11 protein-coding genes and 1 pseudogene are annotated in these 17156 nt (G+C 75.7%); 6 read left to right on the forward strand and 6 right to left on the reverse strand.

The features are described 5' to 3' along the window. Positions 1 to 107 precede the first annotated feature (107 nt). From cydD to HDA31_RS24985, 4 genes and pseudogenes are all read left to right on the forward strand, one after another. Positions 108 to 1781 (forward strand): annotated as a pseudogene (gene cydD / locus HDA31_RS24970) (thiol reductant ABC exporter subunit CydD); the annotation flags it as partial. 185 nt (positions 1782 to 1966) lie between these two features. Continuing rightward, positions 1967 to 3832: a thiol reductant ABC exporter subunit CydC gene (gene cydC / locus HDA31_RS24975; protein WP_178063337.1), complete on the forward strand. Its 1866-nt coding sequence runs from the start codon at positions 1967 to 1969 to the stop codon at positions 3830 to 3832. Positions 3833 to 4526: 694 nt separating this feature from the next. After that, entirely contained in the window at positions 4527 to 5543 is a 1017-nt protein-coding gene (locus tag HDA31_RS24980) for a SatS C-terminal domain-containing protein (protein WP_178063336.1), read from the forward strand. A 64-nt stretch (positions 5544 to 5607) separates the two neighbouring features. Further along, positions 5608 to 8130 carry a transposase gene (locus tag HDA31_RS24985; RefSeq protein ID WP_178063335.1) on the forward strand — a complete coding sequence of 841 codons (2523 nt, stop codon included), beginning with the start codon at positions 5608 to 5610 and terminating at the stop codon, positions 8128 to 8130. Positions 8131 to 8503: 373 nt separating this feature from the next. Here HDA31_RS24985 and HDA31_RS24990 read toward each other — a convergent pair whose 3' ends face one another. The 4 genes from HDA31_RS24990 to HDA31_RS25005 form a co-directional block, all read right to left on the reverse strand. Then, positions 8504 to 9097, reverse strand: coding sequence for a GTP-binding protein (locus HDA31_RS24990; RefSeq protein WP_043961834.1), 594 nt, complete (start codon positions 9095 to 9097; stop codon positions 8504 to 8506). 1 nt (position 9098) lies between these two features. Next, on the reverse strand, positions 9099 to 9473 hold the full coding sequence (locus HDA31_RS24995; RefSeq protein WP_074476809.1) for a DUF742 domain-containing protein: 375 nt from the start codon (positions 9471 to 9473) through the stop codon (positions 9099 to 9101). 100 nt (positions 9474 to 9573) lie between these two features. Further along, entirely contained in the window at positions 9574 to 9978 is a 405-nt protein-coding gene (locus HDA31_RS25000; RefSeq protein WP_013283992.1) for a roadblock/LC7 domain-containing protein, read from the reverse strand. Next, entirely contained in the window at positions 9975 to 13514 is a 3540-nt protein-coding gene (locus HDA31_RS25005) for a sensor histidine kinase (RefSeq protein ID WP_178063334.1), read from the reverse strand. Before HDA31_RS25005 ends, HDA31_RS25000 begins: the two co-directional genes overlap by 4 nt. 460 nt (positions 13515 to 13974) lie before the next feature. On the opposite strand from HDA31_RS25005, the gene HDA31_RS32595 reads away from it, so the two are divergent. Then, a complete protein-coding gene (locus HDA31_RS32595; RefSeq protein ID WP_246384381.1) occupies positions 13975 to 14313 on the forward strand; it encodes a hypothetical protein in 339 nt (112 codons plus the stop codon). A gap of 11 nt (positions 14314 to 14324) precedes the next feature. Here the strand turns inward: HDA31_RS32595 and HDA31_RS25015 are convergent, their stop codons facing one another. After that, on the reverse strand, positions 14325 to 15404 hold the full coding sequence (locus HDA31_RS25015; RefSeq protein WP_178063332.1) for an adenosine deaminase: 1080 nt from the start codon (positions 15402 to 15404) through the stop codon (positions 14325 to 14327). A gap of 63 nt (positions 15405 to 15467) precedes the next feature. Between HDA31_RS25015 and HDA31_RS25020 the strand changes: the two genes are divergently transcribed. After that, on the forward strand, positions 15468 to 16361 hold the full coding sequence (locus HDA31_RS25020; protein WP_074476810.1) for a putative RNA methyltransferase: 894 nt from the start codon (positions 15468 to 15470) through the stop codon (positions 16359 to 16361). A gap of 30 nt (positions 16362 to 16391) precedes the next feature. Here HDA31_RS25020 and HDA31_RS25025 read toward each other — a convergent pair whose 3' ends face one another. Then, positions 16392 to 17072 carry a DUF4272 domain-containing protein gene (locus HDA31_RS25025; RefSeq protein ID WP_178063331.1) on the reverse strand — a complete coding sequence of 227 codons (681 nt, stop codon included), beginning with the start codon at positions 17070 to 17072 and terminating at the stop codon, positions 16392 to 16394. Between the last annotated feature and the right edge of the window lie 84 nt (positions 17073 to 17156).

Here is a 17156-nt window from a genome sequence, read left to right on the forward strand (position 1 = left end):
ATCAACGACCTCCTGGCGCTGCCGCTCCTGCCGGCCCTACTAGGCTTCCAGGCGATGTGCTGGTGGGTGTTCCGGGGACGGACCGACGGCAGGACACCGGTGTACCGGTGAACCGCCGTCCCTTCGACCCGCGTCTGCTGCGTCGGGTCCCCGCGGCCCGACGCGACCTCGCCGTGCTCGCGGTCCTCGGCGGGCTGACGGCGCTGCTGGTCGTGGGGCAGGCCACCGCCCTGGCCACGGTGCTGGCCAGCGCGCTCGACGGGCGGCTGGCCCGGCCGGCGCTCGCCGGGTTCCTGGCCGCCGTGGCCGGCCGGGCGCTGGTCGCCTGGGCGCAGGGCACGGTGGCGGCGCGGGCCGCCGCGACGGTCAAGGCCGCGCTGCGGGCCGACCTGCTCGCCGCCGTCGGCCGGCACGGGCCCGGCTGGGTCGCCGGGCAGCGGGCCGGGCAACTCGCCACGCTGGCCGGGCGCGGGCTGGACGCCCTGGACGCGTACTTCACCGGCTACCTGCCGCAGCTCGTGCTCAGCGTCACCGTGCCGGTGGCCGTGCTGGCCCGGATCACCTTCGCCGACTGGGGCTCGGCCGTCATCATCGCGCTGACCCTGCCGCTGATCCCGGTCTTCGGCGCGCTGCTCGGCTGGCAGGCGCAGGCCGCCACCGAGCGGCAGTGGCGGCGGCTGTCGACGCTGGGCGGGCACTTCCTCGACATGGTCGCCGGGCTGCCCACGCTGCGCGCGTTCGGCCGGGCCCACAGCCAGGTCGAGGTGGTCCGCCGGATGGCCGACGGGCACCGGGCCGCGACGATGCGGACGCTGCGGATCGCATTCCTGTCCGCGCTGGTGCTGGAGCTGGTCGCCACGCTGTCGGTGGCGCTGGTGGCGGTGCCGGTCGGCATCCGGCTGCTCGGCGGCGGGATCACGCTCGCCACCGCGCTGCTGGTGCTGCTGCTCACCCCGGAGGCGTACCTCCCGCTGCGGGCGGCCGGCAGCCGGTTCCACGCCAGCATGGAGGGGCTCACCGCGCTGGACGAGGCGCTGACCCTCTCCGCCACCGACCCGGGCGCCCCCGCCGGGCCTACGGCCGCCGCGACGCCCGCCGGGGCGCGGCCCGCCCCCGACGGGCGCGGCGAGATCCGGTTCGAGGGCGTGACCGTCGCGTACGAGCGGACCGTGGCGCTGCGGGACGTCACGCTGACGATCCGGCCCGGCGAGCGGATCGCGATCGTCGGGCCGAGCGGGGCGGGCAAGAGCACCCTGCTCAACCTGCTGCTCGGCTTCGTCGCCCCGACGTCCGGGCGGGTCACCGTCGGCGGCGTCGACCTGGCCGCCGCCGACCGCGACGGCTGGCGGCGTCAGGTCGCCTGGGTGCCGCAGCGGGCCCACCTCTTCGCCGCACCGCTCGCCGACAACATCCGGCTCGGCGCTCCCGGCACGCCCGCCGCCGCGCTCGCCGACGCGGTCACCGACGCCGCGCTGGACGAGGTGGTCGCCGCCCTGCCCGACGGGCTCGACACCGTGCTCGGCGAGCGCGGGCACGGCCTGTCCAGCGGCCAGCGGCAGCGGGTCGCGCTGGCGCGGGCGTTCCTGCGGGACGCGCCGGTGGTGCTGCTGGACGAGCCGACCGCGCGGCTGGACACCGCCAGCGAGGCCGGGGTGCTGGCCGCCACCCGTCGGCTCGTCGCCGGGCGGACCGCCCTGCTGGTGGCCCACCGCCCGGCGCTGCTCGCCGACGCCGACCGGATCCTGCGGATCGACGACGGACGGGTCACGGAGCTGACCCCCGGCGCAACGGCTCCCGGCCCGGCGGCTCCCGGTGCGGCAGTTCCCGGCGCAACGGCTCCCGGCCCAGCAGCGCCCGGCGCAGCAGCGCCCGGCCCAGCAGTTCCCGACTCGGCGGCTTCCGGCCCAGCGGCTTGCGGTCCCGGCGCGGGGGTGGCCGCCGCGCCGGCCGGAGAGGAGGCGGCCCGATGAGCACCGGCGGGGAGGCCCGGGCCGCCGAGCGGGCCGTGCTGCGGCTGGCCCGGCCGTACCTGGGCCGGCTGGTCGGCGCGGGGCTGCTCGCCGCCGCCACCGAGTTCGCCGGGTTGGCCCTGATGGCCACCGCCACCTGGCTGCTGATGAGCGCCGCCGGCCGGCCGCCGCTGGACCGGCTCACCGTGGCCATCGTCGCGGTGCGGGCGCTGGCGATCAGCCGGGGCGTGTTCCGCTACACCGAGCGACTCGCCGGCCACGACGCCGTGCTGCGGATGATCACCGACGTCCGGGCCGGGGTCTTCGCCGCCCTGGCCGCCCGGCGCGACGCCGCCCGGCAACGCACCGGGGACGCGCTGAGCCGGCTCGTGTCCGACGTGGAGGCCGTGCAGGACCTGCTGCTGCGGGTGCTCGTCCCGGGGGCCGCCGCCGCGACGGTCGGCGTGCTGGCCGTGGCCGGGGCCGCCGTCGTGTCGCTCCCCGCCGCCGGGGTGCTGGCGCTGGGCCTGCTCGTCGCCGGGGTGGCCCTGCCGCTCGCGGCCACCGCGCTGACCCGGCACGCCGCCGACCAGGTGGCTCCGCTGCGCGGCGCGCTCGCCACGGACGCCGTGGACCTCACCCACGGCGCGGCCGACCTGGCCGCGTTCGGGGCGACCGGGCACGCGCTGGCCGCCGCCGACGACCGGGCCCGCCGGCTGGCCCGGCTGGAACGGCGGCTCGCCGCGACCGGCTTCGCCGTGGACGCCGCCGGGGTGCTGATCGCCGGGGCGACCGCCGGCGCGGTGGTGGTCACCGCGCTGCGCGGCGGCGTCGGCGGGGTGCTGGTCGGCGTGCTCGCGGTGGGTTCGCTGGCCGCCGTCGAGGTGGCGCTCGCACTGGTCGGGGCCGCCCGGCAGCGCACCCAGCTGCGGGCCGGCCTGGTCCGGGTGGCCGCCCTGCTGACCGCCCCGGAGACCGGCGGAGCCGGCGGTGCGGGCACCGGCGGGACCGGAGCCACGGCCGGCGGAGCGGGCACCGGCGGGAGCGGGGCCCGCACCGGGGACGGCGGGGCCGCTCCGGCCGCCGGTGCCACCGCCACCGCCGTCGGCCCGGCCCCGCACGACGTGCGCTTCGACGAGGTCACCGTGCGGTACCGGGCCGGTGCCGCCCCGGCCCTCGACCGGTTCACCCTCGACCTGCCGGCCGGCCGCCGGATCGCCGTGGTCGGGCCGAGCGGCGCCGGCAAGAGCACCCTCGCCGCCGTCCTCACCGGCACGGTGCACCCGGCGGAGGGCCGGGTCACCCTCGACGGGGCCGACCTGTCGGCGTACCCGGAAGAGGAGGTGCCCCGGGCCGTCGGCGGCCTGCTCGCCGAGGCGTACGTCTTCCACGCCACGGTCCGGGAGAACCTGCTGCTCGGTCGGCCCGCCGCCGACGAGGCGGCGCTGACCGCCGCGACCCGGGCGGCCGGGCTGCTGGACTGGGTACGCGCCCAACCGGCCGGCTGGGACACGGTGGTCGGCGAGGAGGGCGGTCAGCTCTCCGGCGGCCAGCGGCAGCGTCTCGCGCTGGCCCGGGCGCTGCTCGCCGCGCCCGGGGTGCTGGTGCTCGACGAGCCGACCGAAGGGCTCGACCCGGCCGCCGCCGACGCGGTGCTCGCCTCGGCGCTCGCGGCGACCCCCGCCGGGCACTCGGTGCTGCTGATCAGCCACCGGCTCAGCGGGCTCGCCGGCCTCGACGAGATCGTGGTGCTCGACGCCGGCCGGGTGGTCCAGCGCGGCCGGCACGACGAGCTGGTCGCCGCGCCGGGCTGGTACCGGGACCAGTGGCTGCTCCAGGAGGCGGCCGAGCGCGGTTACCTGGCGCTGACGCCCCGCCCCTGAGCCGGCTCCGGGATTCCCCGGGCGCGCCGCCCGCCGGCCGGGCCGGCACAGGCTCCGTCGGAGCAGACCCCGGGCGCGGCCGCGTTCCACGGGCGACGGAAGCCGGAGGCTCCCTGACGCGCCGGCGTCCCGCGCGCCCGTTCGTCACCCATCGCAACCGGGACCGCCCGACGCGCCCACGTCCGCTCCCTCCTTTGTTCTGCACCCGAATACGCAACGGTTGACGCAGGGTGACCACGCGCCGGACCCGAACCGGCGCACCCGGTTCCCATCCGCGCAGCCGGCCAGGCGTTGCGCGGATGGTGCAGAGCAAAGGGGTGGACAAGTCATCCCGGTCGAGTCCATCGACCGTCACGCAGAGCAAGCCATGTCCTCTCGACGACAGCTGCCGCCGACCGTCACCAAGAGTGACCGGGGCGCAGCGGGTGGGGGCGCGGGGCAGGCACGGGGGATGGCGGGACAGGTCGGGCCCGCAGCAGCGGGGGTGTCGCCGCGAAACTGCCGACGGTTTCGCGGGACTTCCGCCAGCCGGCCCGCTCCCCGGCGAGAGCACGGCGGTCGCGCGGGGACCCGCCCATAGGCACCTGCCACTTGTGAGCCACGCGGACCGGCACCGGGGTGCGGGCACCGGCCTCCCGGAGTCGCACACTAGGGTATGTGCCCAGAGTCACTCGGCGGCCGGAGACGCCGCCGGGTGGGCAGCCCGAAGCACACGGAGGTCAGCGTGGCCCGCCAGTCGCCCCAACGGCCCGACGCCGACGAGCCCGAGCTCGACGAGACCGACGGCACCCTCGACGAGGTCGAGGAGGACGCCGAGCGCCCGTCGGCGCGCGAAGCCGACCGCGCGCTCTGGGACGAGCTGCGGATCGACCCGGTCGAGATCGCCCTGCCCGCTGGCACCGGCTTCACGCTGCGGGCGTACCGACCGGCACGGGAGCTGACCCCGACCGACGTCGCCGAGCGCGACCAGGACGACCCGTTCCTGGCCCGCAGGCAGGCGGTCGAGACCGACGACGAGGACGACGACGAGGTCGTCATCCTCGACGAGGAGCTGGCCGCCGAGTTCGCCGAGGCCGACGCCGAGGAGGCCGAGGAGGCGGACGGGAAGTCCCGCCGCCGCAAGCCGACCGCCGACGGCGGCGTCAGCGACACCGCAGACGGCGACGCCGACGCCGAGGCGACGGAGGAACCGGACGACGCCGAGGACGAGGACGAGGCGGGCGACGAGGAGGTGCCGGTCTTCCTCAGCCACCGGGGCAAGTTGCTGCTGTTCAAGACGCCCGAGTCGCTCGTCAGCTTCGTCAGGTCCGGCGCGCCCAACGACATGTCTCAACTGGACAGCTGGAATGAACTGTCCGAACGGGTGGAACCGGCCGACATCGTCCCGCTCGACGAGGACACCTACGAGCTCGACCTGGTCGTGGAGAACCTGCGGGGCGGGCACGACACCTGGGACTCGACCCTGCTGATCGAGGCCGGCGAGGTGGCCCGGGACATCGCGTACGCGCTGCGGCTGCCCGCGGTGCTGGACATGCTCTCCGCCGGCTCCAGCCTCGACGACCTGGACGAAGCCCTGCGGGCCACCGCAAACGGCGGGATCGGGGGCTTCCTCGGTCGGCGTCGGCTCAAGAAGATCGGCGCGCAGACGGCGAGTCTCGGGTGGCGCACCATTGTCGGCAAGATCTCTGCGGTCGTGGACTGGCGCGACTGACGCGTTCCAGGGAGCATCAGTCTCTGGCAGAGAAAGACCTCAGTCCCGGGAGGAGGACGACGCCGTGGCGCTCGTGCGCGTGTACTGCGGTCTGGCCTCGGCGGATCCGGCCGACCGACCGGCCTCGGCCGGTTCGACGCTGACGTCCGCTGTGGTCGACGACGCAGGTCGGCTGCTCCATGTCTGCGAGATCGGCGACGACCCGGCCGGCTACGCCCAGCTGGTCGCGCTGCTCGTGGAGCGGTCGGGCGGGCCGAGCGGGGCCGCGATCGCCGCCGACAGCGACGACCACACGGTCACCTCGCTGCTGAGCGCCGCCGGGCGTCCCCTGGCCATCGCGGACGACGACTCCGTCGACGACTTCGCCGAGCGGTTCGCCGACGACGACTCGCTGGAGGAGATGCAGTCCCCGCCGGCCGAGCGCCGGGCGGTCGGGCTGGCCCGGGCCCTCCAGGCAGGCGCGCTGTCGGCGGTCACGCTGCCGGCGCCCCGGGACCTCGCCGGCTACAAGCAGGTCCTCTCGGCGCACGCCGCGCTCGCCAGCGGCCGGCACTCCGCCGCCGTGGCGCTGCGCGAGGTGCTGCGGGAGCTCTACCCGGCCGCCCTGCGCGCGTACCCGGACCCGGCCGAGCCGGTCGCCCTGGCCGTGCTGGACGCCCTGCCCGAGCCCGGCATGCTGGGCGGGACGATCGCCCGGGGTCGAGAGGTGTCGGTGGCGGCGGACGCCATCGCCGCCCACCTCGCGGCCGACGGGGTGGCCGACGAAGGCAAGATCAACGATGCGGTGACCGCGCTGCGGGTCGCCATCGCCGAGACCCCGCGCCGCGCGGCGGTCAGCCGGGCGCTCACCTCCGCCGTGGCGGAGACCGTCCGCCAAGCGGTCGCCTCGGTGCGGGCGTGCGACGCGGGCTGCGAGGCCCTGGTCGGCGCGCTCGACGCCCGGGTCACCACCCCCGCGCCGCCGTCGGGTCGCCGGGCCGCCGCCCGCCGGGGCGAGCCGATCGCCGAGCTCCCCGGCTCCGGCCTGCGTGCGCTGCGGCCCACCGAGCCCGAGCCCGTCGCCGGGCGGCGCAGCCGGCCCGAGCCGGTGCCCGGCAGCGGCCTGCCCGCCCAGCCCCGCCCGCTCGGCCCGCCGCCGGTCGCGCCGGAGCCCGTCGCCCCGCCGCCGGTCGCCCCGCGCCCGGTCGTCCCGGCCGCCTCGGCCACCCCGCCCGTCTCCGGCCCGCCGTCGGCCGAGCCGCGCCGCCTGATCGACGGCCCACCGTCGCCGGAGCCGCGCCGCCTGATCGACGGCCCGCCGTCGCCGGAGCCGCGCCGTCTGATCGACGGCCCGCCCGGTTCCGCGCCCGAGCCGCGTCGCCTGATCGACGGTCCGACCAACCGGCCGGTCTCCGCCCCGCCGCCCCCGCCGCCGGGCATCACCCCGATCGCGCCGAGCCAGCGCGAGCGCGGATCCGTGCCGCCGGCCGAGGCCGGTGAGCCGTTCCGGCCCACGCTGACCACGGCCGCGATCCAGAACGCGCGGGCCGAGCGGCAGCGCACCATCATCCCGCCCCGGCCCAAGACGACGGGCGAGTCCGCGCCGCCACCCACCGGTGGCTTCAGCGCCACCGACCTGAGCGTCCCGCTGCCGGCTCCGCGTCCCGGCCAGGAGTCGGCGCCCCCCGGCTCGCGGGCGAACTGGCCGCTGGTCAACAACCCCGAGGACCCCGCCGACAGCTCACCGAACAACCCGGTCGTACGCCCCTTCGAGGAGCGGGCGAAGCGGCAGATCGACGCGCCGACCGAGGTGGTTCCGGCGGCCGAGGGCCGGGTCACCCCGCCGTGGCTCGCCGACGACCTGCCCCAGGAGCCGCCGATGCTGCGGCTGGTCGAGCCGCCGCCGCTGGCCGACCGGGCGCTGCGGGAGGGGTCGGGCCCGGCTGCGGACCCGCGCCTGGAGCCCCCGCCGCTGCGGTTGGTCGACCGCGGCGAGGCGTCCCGCGCCGACCGTCCCGCCCCGGAGCCCCGCCCCGAGCGGCCGGCGATGGAGCACCGGTCCCCGCTCGCCCAGCGCGGCCCGGCGGAGCAGCGGCCCGCCATGGAGCACCGCTCGGCCCCGCCCCAGCCGCCCCGGTCCGCCCCCATGGAGCGGCGCACCCCGCCGGTCTCCGACGAGGGGGACGGCGACCTGCTGATCTTCGCCGCCGCCAAGTCGGCCTGGTTCGTCGGTCACGACGACGAGGCCGACCTGGACTGGTCGAGCACCGCCGACACCGGGTGGCAGGCCGCCGAGCAGGCCGCCCGCCCGGCGGTGGGTGCCGAGACCAAGGCCGGGCTGCCCAAGCGGGTGCCGCAGGCCAACCTGGTGCCCGGCTCGCCCCTGCGCGAGGAGCGTCCCCTGCGGATAGTCCGCGACGCGGCCAGCCTCGCCGAGAACACCACCGGCTACTTCCGGGGCTGGCGTCGCGGGCAGGAGATCGGCGGCTTCGCCGTCGGCGGCCGACCGGGCCGTGAGGCGGCCGGCGGCTGGGACTTCACCCGGGACACCGGCGACCGCGACGACGACCGGGAATACGAGTACCGCTCCGCCGGCTACCGCTCCTGACCATCCCGCCGGGGCGGCACGGCCGCCCCGGCTCCGCGTGGAGCGGGTCACCGGGGCGGGCCGGCGTACGCGGCCCCACGGCGGCGGAGAGCTCCCGGGTGGACCTCCCGGATACCCCTGCGGCGGCCTGACGTCCCTCAGGGGCGGCGAGAGCGTCCCCTAGGGAGGGTGACGGCAGCCGGGGGCGCATCATGGGGGGCGCAGGGCCACGGGTTCCGGCGCGGGCGCTCCCGACCCAGCCGGGCCTGTGCCGGCCGACGGCGGCGTGCAGGCGCCCGCCACCAACGGCAACGGGTCGCGGCCCGGCCCCGGACAGCCGGAAGCGCCCGACGACCCGGCGGAGTGCCGGTCGTCGGGCGCGTCCCGTCGTCGATCAGGCCGGCGCGACCGCGCGCGAGCGACGCATCGTGAGCACGTACTCGACAAGCGAGATCAGCACGTGCTTCGTCGACTCCCGGTTACGGGCGTCGCAGGCCACCACCGGCACCTCGTGCGAGATCGCGAGCGCGTCCCGGACGTCCTGCGGGTCGTGGTACTGCATCCCGTCGAAGCAGTTGATGGCCACCAGGTAGGGCAGCCGCCGGTGCTCGAAGAAGTCGATGGCCGCGAAGCAGTCGGCCAGCCGCCGGGTGTCGACCAGGACCACCGCGCCGATGGCGCCCCGGACCAGCTCGTCCCACATGAACCAGAACCGGGTCTGGCCGGGGGTGCCGAACAGGTACAGGATCAGGTCCCGGTCGATCGAGATACGGCCGAAGTCCATCGCCACCGTGGTCGTCGTCTTCCCCGGCACCTGCCGGGTGTCGTCGACGCCCACGCCGGCGGAGGTCATGATCGCCTCGGTGGTCAGCGGCGTGATCTCCGAGACCGAGCCGACCAGCGTCGTCTTGCCGACGCCGAAACCACCGGCGATAACGATCTTCGCCGACGTCACGCGCCCGCTCGGGACGGGCGGGCGGTGCGACATGTCAGAGCCTGCGAAGTCCACTCAGCACCCTCTCCAGCAGTTCAGTGCCCACCGCGTCGTCGGAGTCGTCCAGGATGGTCGGCTCGTGGACCGCGACCAGGCCGTCCGTCGCCATGTCGGCGATGAGCACCCTAGCCACGCCGAGCGGGAGCTGCATCCGCGCCGCGATCTCGGCAAGCGACTGCACACGTCCGTCGCACAGCGCGGCGATGTACTGGTGCTCCCGGCCCTGCCCGCCGTTGGAACCGGCAGTGGCCCGACCACGCACCGTCGTCTCGACGAGCGCCTCCAACGCGATGTCCAGCCGGGGGCGGGTACGACCGCGGGTCACGGCGTACGGACGGACCAACGCTCCGGTCGGCTCGTCACGATCCATGTCGCCGCTCACCTCCTTCGTCCCCGACACCGGCTGGACCCGGTGGAACCCGTCGTTTCTGTCGTTGCCGCCCCGCCTGACCCACCGGCCAGCGCGCGGGTCAGCCCATCATCCCCACAGCCGTACGCGGCTGCGGGGTCAACGCGTCGCCCACCCGGTCGACCAGGAGGGCCATCTCGTATCCGACCTGCCCGACGTCGCAGCTGCGGGCGGCGAGCACGGCGAACGACGAGCCGTCCGAGATGGACATCAGGAACAGGAAGCCGTTGTCCATCTCGACCACCGTCTGCAGCACCGCGCCGCCCTCGAAGCAGCGGGCCGCCCCCTGCGTGAGGCTGACCAGGCCGGACGCGATCGCGGCGAGCTGGTCGGCCCGGTCACGCGGAAGGTCTCGTGACGACGCGAGGAGCAGGCCGTCCGCGGAGACGGCGACCGCGTGCGCGACACCGGGCACCCGGTCGGCGAAGTTGGCCAGCAGCCAACCGAGATCCTGCGTAGTTGTCATCCTTGTTGCTCCTTCTGCCCGCTCCCGGCCACCGGGCCTGAGCCAGACTGCGAGGATTGCTGCCCACCCGAAGCTTCCTCCGGGGTGGTCGGGTTGCCGTCGGGCTGGGTACGCCCACGCTGCACGCCTCGATGGTATGCCGAGAGCAGACCTCGGACGCCCTCCGGTGTGCGGCGCTGGACCGAGGTGGTGGGCTTCTCCACCCCGCCGGGCACGAGCTGGGCCATCGGCACCCGCTTCGGCAGGCCCTTGCGGGTGGTCTCCGCCACGGGGACCTCGGTGGCCGCCGTGGCGGCCCGCCAGCCGTCGTCCGCGGCCGTCTCCCAGGCGTTGCCCTGCGACGTGGGCCGCCGGCCGCCGAAGGCGTCGGCGAGGCCGGGGCGACCGCCGCCGTTGCTCGGCGATCCGTTGTCGCGTGGCACTCCTCCGGCCATCGCGGTGTCTGCCATCGGTGCGTTACCTGTCGTCCGGGGTGCTGGTGTCTGGACGGCCCGGCCGGTGACGTCGACCGCGGAGAACTGCTGGGTCACGGCCCCGTTCGCAGGGCTTGCGGCGCCGTTGGCGGGTGCGGGCGGGGTGACCCCCGCCGCCTCCTCCGGGCCCGAGCGGCGGGTGCGGAACCAGGCCGATTCCAGCTCCCGGAAGATCGGCAGTTCCATCGTCTCGTCCGCGTAGCGCTGCTGCCGGTTCTGCGCCTGCGGGGTCGTCGGCCGGGCCGGCGTCGGCGGCATGACCGGCCGGGCGGCCGGCGCGCTCGGCGCCTCGGTGCGCGGCACCCGGGGCAGCTCGGTGGTCATGTCCAGGGCGGCGGCGAGGCGCTCCGGTACCGGCGGGGTGGCCGGCTCCGGGGCGGCCACCGGCGGCCAGGCCGGGGGCGCCGCGGGCCCCTGGGCTGCGGGCGCCGGCCGGCTGGGCAACGGCTGCGCCGAGTACGGCTGACCGGAGACGGGCGTGCCGGCCGGCTGCCCGGAGATCGGCTGCCCGGACACCGGGGCGGCCGAGACGGGCTGACCCGACACCGGGAAGGCGGAGACGGGCGGTGCCGAGACCGGCGGAACCGGGGGCGCGGAGACCGGCGGCACGGGCGGCGCGGAGACGGGCGGCACCGAGACCGGCGGCGGAGTCCAACCCCGGGCCTCCGGGCTGCTCGGCAGCTGCCGGGGGATGACGGGCTGCTGGCCGCTGGTGGCCGGGTCGCCGTCGCCGGGGGCCCGCCGCTGCGGCAGCGGGTCGATCTGCTGCCCGTTGGCGGTGCGGGGGGCGGGGGCGGCGCCGGCGGCGCCGGTCAGGTCCGACCAGGCCGGCATCGACCGCGTGGGACCGGTCGGCGCGGGCGCGCCGTGGCCGTTGCGCGAGGCCGGGTCGAAGGACCGGCCGCCCAGGGTGACCTGGTTGCCCGAGTGCCCCGGCCGCTGGCTGGGTGCGGGGGCCGCGGGGCCGTTGCCGAAGGCCGCGAAAGCGCCGAGGGTCGGGGGGGACCCGCCCGGCTGCGAGCCGGTGAGCTGCGCGGGCGGGGCCGGCAGCGCGCCGGGCTGCTGGACCCGGCCGGAGAGCGCGCGGGGCACCAGCACGGTGGTGGGCAGGGTCACGTCGGCCACGGTGCCCCGGTCGGTGCCGGGCCGCAGCTCGACCTTCACCCCGTGCCGGGAGGCCAGCCGGGCGACCACGACCAGGCCCATCATCCGGGAGACGGCCACGTCCACCTGCGGCGGCGTGGCGAGGCGCTCGTTGAGCTCGTAGAGCTGCTCGACGCTGATGCCGATGCCCCGGTCCTCGACGTAGAGGCTGGCGCGGTCGCCGACCCGGCGGGCCTCCACCATCACCTGCGAGTCGGGCGGCGAGAAGGCGGTCGCGTTGTCGAACAGCTCGGCGACCAGGTGGACCAGGTCGTTGACCGCGTGCGCGGCGACCTCGATGTCCCGGTCGATCACCCCGAACTCGATGCGGGTGTAGTGCTCCACCTCGGACTGGGCGGCCCGCAGCACGTCGATCAGCGCCGCCGGCTCCCGCTGCACGCGGGTGGAGTCGGCGCCGGCGAGCACCAGCAGGTTCTCGTCGTTGCGGCGCATCCGGGTCGCCAGGTGGTCGAGCTGGAACAGCTCGGCCAGCCGGTCCGGGTCCTCCTCGCCGCGCTCCAGCCGGTCGAGGTGGCCGATCAGCCGGTCGACCAGGATCTGCGAGCGGCGGGCCAGGTTGACGAACATGGTCGCGACGGAGGCGCGCAGCGCGGCCTGCTCGGCCGCCGTCCGCACGGCCTCCAGGTGGACCGCGTTGAACGCCTCGGTCACCTGACCGAACTCGTCCTTGCTGCGCACCGGCAGCGGCTCGGCGATCTGGTTGGCCGCCTGCACCGGGGAGAGCTGGCTGGACAGCTGCGGGTCGCGCAGCCGGGCGACGGCCTGCGGCAGGCCGTACTGGGCGATGTTGAGCGCGCCCTGCCGCAGGTCGCGCAGCGAGCGGGCCATCGACCGGGCGACCAGGTAGGCGAACAGGATGGCCAGCAGCAGCATGCTGAGCAGCAGGCCGGTCTGGAGGAACACCGTGCGCTGCACGTCGGAGCGGAGCGCGTCGGCCTGCTCGACGACGTCGCCGTCCAGCTTCGCCTCGACCGTGCGGATCAGCTTGGCGTTGGCGACCATGGCCGCGTCCCACTGGTCCGGCCCGAACGGCGCGTCGGCCATGCTGCCGTTGATGTTGCCGTCGAGCCAGCCGGTGTAGTTCTGCGCCTCGCGCCGGTCGCCGCCGGCGACGGTCTGGTCGTGCAGGTCCGCCTCGGCCTGGCTGGCCACCGCCTTGAAGCTCTGCAACGCCTGCTGCTGACCGGTGCCACTGGCGATGTAGTCGGTGCGCAGGATGGGGGTCAGCTCGCGCTGGATGAGCGCCCGGTGCACCACGACCCGGCGGACCGAGAGGTATTCCTTCTCCCGGGCGACGGCGGCCGCGGCGCGCATCCGGTCGCTCAGGTCGTTGTCACCGGCGAGCTGGGTGGCGGAGTCGCGGATCGAGAGCAGGTCGTTGATCAGGCCCTCGTACGCCTGCATGGCGTCGATGATCTTCAGCTTGCCGTTGAAGACCTGGCTGCGGGTGCCGGGCAGGTCCTTCAGGTTCTGGTCGATGCCGTCGAGGAGGTTCTCCAGGCTGTTCGGCAGGTCCTCGACCTTGGCCCGCTGGCTCAGGTAGGGAGACTTCGCCTGGTCGACCCGGCTGTTGACCCGGTTGTACGCCTCCTGGTACTGCGCCTTGGCCTGGTCGCCGCTCGCGCCGAGCAGCAGCACCGCGGAGGTGCGCTCGTCCTGCAGGCTGTTGACCAGGTCGCCCGAGTAGCCCACCAGGTTCGCCAGGTCGCCCGAACGGTTGGCGTTGTTCAGCGTCTCCAGGTTGTCGACGAGGCCACTGGTGCCGACGACGACCGTGGCGATGGTCGGCACGATCATGATGAGACCGAGCTTGGACCAGATCGGCATGTCGCGGAGCCGGCCGGCCGGCCGACGCAGTCGCGACAGGAAGGAACCCGCCGTCTTCGGTCGTTTGCTCACGTCACCGCCCTCGCGATCACAGCGTCCGCGCGTTGCCCCGGGCAACGCCCAGCGACCGACCCGGCGGGTCGGACCTCCGAGATTCCATCACGCCGTGTTCCAAAGAGAAAGCCCAGCCTGGCCGTCGCCGAAGGTGTGATGAGATGTTGATGCAATTTGCTCGCAATCCGTCTGGCCGGAGTGACTGAGAGTAATGGAACACCCCCATCGCGTCATCCTTCTCGCCGGCCCTTCTGGCTCCGGAAAGTCGTACATAGCTCAACGAACCGGGCTTCCCGTCCTCTGTTTGGACGACTTCTACAAGGACGGTGATGACCCTACGTTGCCGCGCCACGACGGCCTTGTGGACTGGGACTCACCCCGCTCGTGGGACGCCGGGGCGGCCGTGGAAACGATTGCCCGGCTGGCCCACGACGGCAAGGCCGAAGTGCCGGTTTATGCGATCGGCGCGGACCGGCAAGTGGCCACCCGGACATTCGAGGTGGCCGGATCGCCACTCTTCGTCGCCGAAGGGATATTCGCCGCCGAGATCGTCGATGAATGCCGGCGCCGGGGCCTGCTCGCCGGGGCGTACGCGCTGCGCCGGCCGCGCGGCGCCACCTTCCTGCGGCGGCTCGCCCGCGACCTGGCCGAGCAGCGCAAGGCACCCCGGGTGCTGCTGCGGCGCGGGCTGGCCCTGCTGCGGGCGGAGCCGGCGGTGCTGCGCCGCCAGGCGGGGCTCGGCGCCCGGCCGGCCCCCGCCGGCGAGGTGCTGCGCCGGGTGGCCGACCTGCTCGCCGGCCACCCGCACCATTCCTGATCAGGCCCTGATCAGCCCAGCAGCTTCGCGTACGCCGGCTTGATCACCTCGTCGATGATGACCAGCCGCTCGTCGAACGGGATGAACGCGCTCTTCATCGCGTTGATCGTGAACCACTGGAGCTCCTTCCAGCCGTAGCCGAAGGCCTCCACCAGCAGCGCCATCTCCCGGGACATCGAGGTGCCGCTCATCAGCCGGTTGTCGGTGTTCACGGTGACCCGGAACCGCAGGTCGCGCAGCAGCCCGATCGGGTGCTCGGCGATCGACGCCGCCGCGCCGGTCTGCACGTTCGACGACGGGCACAGCTCCAGCGGGATCCGCTTGTCCCGCACGTACGCGGCGAGCCGGCCCAGCGTCGGCCGGTCGCCGCCGGGGGTGATGTCGTCGACGATCCGCACCCCGTGGCCGAGGCGGTCCGCGCCGCACCACTGGATCGCCTGCCAGATCGACGGCAGCCCGAACGCCTCGCCGGCGTGGATGGTGAAGTGGAAGTTCTCCCGCTGGAGGTACTCGAACGCGTCGAGGTGCCGGGTGGGCGGGAAGCCCGCCTCCGCCCCGGCGATGTCGAAGCCCACCACCCCGGCGTCGCGGTGCCGCACCGCCAGCTCGGCGATCTCCTGCGACCGGGCGGCGTGCCGCATCGCGGTGAGCAGGGTGCCCACCCGGATCGGGTGGCCGGCGTCGGCGGCGAGCGCCGTGCCCTCGGCGAACCCGGCGACGACCGCCTCGACCACCTCGTCCAGGGTCAGGTCCCGCTCCAGGTGCTGCTCGGGGGCGAACCGCACCTCGGCGTAGACGACCCCGTCGGTCGCCAGGTCCAGGGCGCACTCCCGGGCCACCCGGCGCAGCGCGGGCGCGGTCTGCATGACGGCGACGGTGTGCGCGAACGTCTCCAGGTAGCGCTCCAACGAGCCGGAGTCCGCCGCCTCGGCGAACCAGCGGCCGAGCGCCCCGGGGTCGACGGTGGGCAGCTCGTGGCCGACCTCGGCCGCCAGCTCGACGATCGTCGCCGGCCGCAGGCCGCCGTCGAGGTGGTCGTGCAGCAGCGCCTTGGGAGCCTTGACGATGTCCTCGTATGAGATTGCGACCATGCTGAGACCCTAGTGGCCACCGGACGGGCCGCCGACGCGACCGGCTGGGAGGATGGCGCGGTGATGGACCCCCGCGTCGTCGGCCGGCTGCGCTGCCCGGTCTGCGCGGAACCGCTCACCGGGGCCGCCGCCGGGGCCGCCCGGGCGTTGCGCTGCCCGCGCCGGCACAGCTTCGACGTGGCCCGCCAGGGCTACGTCGACCTGCTCGCCGGCCGGGCCCCGCACGCGGGCGACACCGCCGAGATGGTGGCCGCGCGGGCCGACTTCCTCGCCGCCGGGCACTACGACCCGGTCTCGACCGCGCTCGCCGCCACCGCGCGCGCCGCGTTGGAGGACACGCCGGCGGCCGACGGGGGCGCGGAGTCCGGCGGCGGCGTCGGGGCGTACCCCCTGGTGGTGGACGCCGGGGCGGGCACGGGCCGGCACCTCGCCGCGGTGCTGGCGGCGCTGCCCGACGCCGTGGGCCTGGCCCTGGACGTCTCCAAGCCGGCGCTGCGCCGGGCGGCGCGGGCCCACCCGCGCGCGGCGGCGGCGCTCGCCGACACCTGGCGGCGGCTCCCGCTGGCCGACGGCAGCGTCGCCGTGCTGCTCGACGTCTTCGCGCCGCGCAACGGCGCGGAGTTCCGCCGGGTGCTGCACCCGGCCGGCGTGCTGCTCGTGGTCACCCCGGCCGGGGACCACCTCGCCGAACTGGTCGACGCGCTCGACCTGCTGAAGGTCGACCCCGACAAGACGGACCGGGTCGCCGGGAGCCTGGTCGACCACTTCGACCGGGCCGCCGAGACGGTGCTGCGGGCCCGGCTGGACCTGACCGCGCCGGAGGTGGCCACGCTGGTCGGGATGGGGCCGAGCGCCCGGCACACGGACCCGGCCGTGCTCGCCGCCCGGATCGCCGCCCTGCCCGAGCCGGTCGGGGTGACCCTCGCGGTCCGGCTCGGCGTGTACCGCCCCCGCTGAACCGGGCGCCGTGCCCGCCGGCGACGCCCCTCAGGTGGACAGGTCGACCTCTTCCCAGCCCGGCGGCTCGTCGTGGTAGGGCCCCCGCAGGACCACGGCCCACTCCAGCGCCCACCGGCGCTGACCGATCGCGTTGGCGTCGACCAGGCCGGGCCGCGACCGCCCGTCCCGCTCCAGTTCCAGGTACGCCCAGTCGAGGCAGTAGTGCAGGTCGAGCAGGGCCGCCGCGTCGGCCGGGTGCTGGGGCGCGGCCAGGATGCGGGAGCGCCAGTGCTCGAAGCTCTCCCCGCCCGCGATGTGCGGCAGCCGCTCCACCAGCCGCTCGTCCACCGGCAGCGTCGGGTCGAGCTGCTTGGTCAGGCCGAGCACCCAGGCCAGCGAGAACAGCGCGTCGTGGTGCAGCACGAACGACCGGTGGTCGCCCCGGCCCCCCATCACGAACTGCCACTCGGGCGGGGTGACCAGGTCGACGAGGTGGGAGTTGAGCAGCCAGCTCATCGCCGCCTGCGCGGGCATGCCGAAGCACCGGGCCAGGATCACGTGCAGCACGGCCATGCGCGCCTCGATCTCGACCGTCGGCCGCAGCTCGATCTCGTCGCCCGGCTCCCACACCAGCGGGAACTGCTCCGGTGGCAGCGGCAGCCCCAGCCGGGACAGCTCGTCCAGGCTGGCGTCACGGACCTCGCGCGGGTCGGGAGCGGGTACGCGCACGGCTCAGACCCCTGTCAGTCGCATCGGCTAAGCGCCGGTCGTCCCCCTGGCCTGGGAGAATAGCGGTTCACGACGGTCGGCACC

It is taken from the genome of Micromonospora carbonacea, assembly GCF_014205165.1.
Lineage (GTDB): Bacteria > Actinomycetota > Actinomycetes > Mycobacteriales > Micromonosporaceae > Micromonospora > Micromonospora carbonacea.

Coding starts and splice junctions, on each gene's coding strand:
- cydC (WP_178063337.1), top strand. CDS start 1,967: ATGAGCACCGGCGGGGAGGCCCGGGCCGCCGAGCGGGCCGTGCTGCGG.
- HDA31_RS25020 (WP_074476810.1), top strand. CDS start 15,468: ATGGACCCCCGCGTCGTCGGCCGGCTGCGCTGCCCGGTCTGCGCGGAA.
- HDA31_RS25000 (WP_013283992.1), bottom strand. CDS start 9,978: ATGACAACTACGCAGGATCTCGGTTGGCTGCTGGCCAACTTCGCCGAC.
- HDA31_RS24990 (WP_043961834.1), bottom strand. CDS start 9,097: ATGTCGCACCGCCCGCCCGTCCCGAGCGGGCGCGTGACGTCGGCGAAG.
- HDA31_RS24995 (WP_074476809.1), bottom strand. CDS start 9,473: ATGGATCGTGACGAGCCGACCGGAGCGTTGGTCCGTCCGTACGCCGTG.
- HDA31_RS25015 (WP_178063332.1), bottom strand. CDS start 15,404: ATGGTCGCAATCTCATACGAGGACATCGTCAAGGCTCCCAAGGCGCTG.